The following is a 2,808-nucleotide window of genomic DNA, read 5'->3' on the forward strand; positions in this document are numbered from 1 at the left end:
GAGCGTGCCCGGCTGAGCCCCCACCGCGCCCGCGGCGTACGGGCCGCCCACGCCCCAGGCCCGGTGCATCGCGTCGGTGAAGGCCGCGGCGATGCGGTGCTCGCCGCGGGCGGTGGGGTGGGTGCCGTCGTAGGTGTCGCGGGCCAGGTCCCAGTCGTGCGGCGGGGCGGCCGTCAGCAGCGGCGAGACGGGGGTGGACAGCTCGGCCACGGCCTCGGCCAGCAGTTCGTTGAAGCGTTCGCACTCGGCGGCGAAGAAGACGTCGTGCCGCGCCCTCGTGTTGGGGATCACCGGCAGCAGCACCATCCGCACCCGCGGTTCGGCGGAGCGTGCCTCGGCGACGAAGCGGCGGACGTTGGCGGCGGTGGCGCCGGAGCCGGTGTAGAAGCCGAGGTCGATCAAACCCAGGAAGACCAGCAGGGTGTCGGCGCGGTGCTCGCGCACCGCGCCGGCTATCACCGGCGCCATGTGCAGCCAGCCCTCGCCCCAGCCGGCGAGATGACGGCGGGCGGCGGCGGGGAAGGCGGGGTCGGCGTAGTCGTGGGAGAGAGGGGCGCCGGCGGCCTTGTCGTACAGCGCGTCGCGCGGGCCGACGATCTCGTACGCGGCGCCGTGGGGCCCGCGGGTGCGCTCCAGATGCCGCCACATGCGGTGGCGCCAGGTGTGCTCACCGGCGCTGCCGATGGTCATGGAGTCGCCGACGAAGAGCACGCGCATCCGGTCATCCTCCCGGAAGGCGGCCGTGACCTGCGATATGACGCCCGTCACCCGTCGCCCGAGGGGTGGGCGGGCGCCGGCGGGAGACAGCCGGAACCGGCCCAGCCGTCCGGCGGCGGCTCAACGGTCCGGTGCTCCCGCCCGTCCCGCGGGGTGCCGTGCGGCCGGTCCGCGCACGGCGCCGCCGGCGGGAGAGCCCCGCTCGCACCGGACGCGTCGTGGTGGCAGGGGTGCGGTGACGGCGGCGCGGTGACCGGCGCCCGTCCGGGGCACGCACGTGCGGATGGCAGGCTTGGGGCCATGCGGAGGCTTGTGCGCGCCCTGGGCGCGGCGGTGGTTGCGGCAGCGGTGACGGCGGCGGGGACGGCCGGAGCGACGGCGGCCGGCCCCGCCGACGACGGCTTCACGATCGAGGACGAGCGGATCACCGAGTCCAGCGGCCTGGCGGCCAGCCGCGCCCACCCCGGCGTGTACTGGACGCACAACGACAGCGACGACGGGCCGTACGTCTACGCGATCGACGGCCGCACCGGCGAGACGGCCGCCACCGTCACCCTGACCGGCATCGCCCCGCGCGACGTCGAGGCCGTCTCCGTCGGCCCGGACGGCCACGTGTACGTCGGCGACATCGGCGACAACTTCGGCGGCCGGTGGCCCGAGGTGTGGATCTACCGCTTCGCCGAGCCCGGGAGCCTGGCCGACCGGGCCGTCGAGGCCACCCGCCACACCGTGCGCTACGCCGACGGCCCGCGCGACGCCGAGTCGCTGGCCGTCCACCCCGTCACCGGGCGGGTGTACATCGTCAGCAAGCACAGGGACGGCGGCGCCCTGTACGCCGGGCCGGAGGAGCTCCCGGCCTCCGGCGCCGCCGTCTTCACCCGCGTCGCGGACATCGGCCTGTGGGCCACCGACGCCGCCTTCTCCCCGGACGGCACCCGGCTGGCGGTGCGCGGCTACTTCGGCGGGACCATGTACGCCTGGGAGGACGGCGCACCGCGCGAGCTGGGGCGGCTGACGGTGCCGGTGCAGCGCCAGGGCGAGTCGGTGACCTTCACACCGGACGGCCGGACCCTGCTGTACGGCACGGAGGGCGAGCGCGGTCCCGTACGGCCGATGCCCCTGACCGGGGAGCAACTCCCGGACAGCGCACGGGAGGAGAAGCCGGACCGGGCCGGCGGCGAAGGGGCCGGTGACGGTGAGGGGGCCGGCGAGGGAACCGACGGCGGCGGGGCGGAAGTGGACCACGGAGGAGAGGGGAACACCACCGGACTCGTCCTCGCCCTCGCCGCGGGCGCCGTCCTCCTCCTCGCCCTGCGCCGATCGAAGCGGCGCGGCGGCGGCTCCCCCTGACAGGGGGCCGGCCGGCGGGCGCGGTGACCGCGGGCCGGCAAGGGCGCACGCCCCGGTCGCCCAGCCCCCGCCGCCCTCACCGCTCGCCCACCGGGCGCAGCTCGTACAGCGGCGACCGGTCGAGCATCAGCCGGTGGCCCAGCGGCACCAGCACGCCCCGCGCGGGATGCTTGCGGGCCAGGCGCCCGGCCGCGTGCCGGGCCTCGCGGCCCGACAGCCGCCGCACGTCCACCTTCACCGGGGCGCCCGCCGGGGTGCCGCCGAGGGTGGCGGGGGAGATCTCCGCCTCGGGGCGGCGGCGCAGCCGGCCGGCCGTGCCCGACCGGCCATGGGCGCGTACATAGGCGCGGTCGCCCTCCACGGCGATCGCGGTGGCCGTGCCCACCGGCACGCCCTCGCGGTCGTACGTGGCCAGCCAGACGCGCCGCTCGCCGGCGAACAGACTCAGCCCGGTGCCCGGAGTGCTCATGCGCCGCCGGGTACCTCACCGGGGCCGCACGGAAACGGGCGCGGGACCCGGGCTCCCGGAGGGGGGACCGCTTGCCGGCCCGCGACGGCCCCTCCTCACTCCGCGAGGAGCGCCGGGAGCTCGCGCATGTCGTCGAAGACCACCGTGTGAGGTCCTTCGGGTCGGTGCGCGGGGGTCAGGCCGCCGGCACAGCCGAAGGCCCGCTTCCCGCGAGGGACGGGGCGGCGGGTGAGACGGCGCCGCCGGCCGCCGGGACCGCGACGGGGTCCCGG

Annotated in this window: 3 protein-coding genes; 1 reads left to right on the plus strand and 2 read right to left on the minus strand. The window is 77.4% G+C overall.

Annotation, left to right across the window (positions count from 1 at the left end):
• Positions 1–717, minus strand: a 717-nt coding sequence (locus AC2CJA_RS25830; protein WP_484605087.1) for a GDSL-type esterase/lipase family protein, incomplete at its 3' end; no start/stop codon positions are given.
• Between the two features lie 300 nt (positions 718–1,017).
• Between AC2CJA_RS25830 and AC2CJA_RS25835 the strand changes: the two genes are divergently transcribed.
• Positions 1,018–2,067 (plus strand): hypothetical protein, encoded by a 1,050-nt coding sequence (locus AC2CJA_RS25835; RefSeq protein WP_484605088.1) that lies wholly within the window; start codon positions 1,018–1,020, stop codon positions 2,065–2,067.
• 76 nt (positions 2,068–2,143) lie between these two features.
• Here AC2CJA_RS25835 and AC2CJA_RS25840 read toward each other — a convergent pair whose 3' ends face one another.
• Positions 2,144–2,536, minus strand: coding sequence for a hypothetical protein (locus AC2CJA_RS25840; protein ID WP_484605089.1), 393 nt, complete (start codon positions 2,534–2,536; stop codon positions 2,144–2,146).
• Between the last annotated feature and the right edge of the window lie 272 nt (positions 2,537–2,808).

The organism is Streptomyces sp. ATLC9 (genome assembly GCF_057196705.1).

Excerpts from the sequence above, each read along its gene's own strand:
- AC2CJA_RS25840 (WP_484605089.1), bottom strand. The coding sequence starts at position 2,536 with ATGAGCACTCCGGGCACCGGGCTGAGTCTGTTCGCCGGCGAGCGGCGC.
- AC2CJA_RS25835 (WP_484605088.1), top strand. The coding sequence starts at position 1,018 with ATGCGGAGGCTTGTGCGCGCCCTGGGCGCGGCGGTGGTTGCGGCAGCG.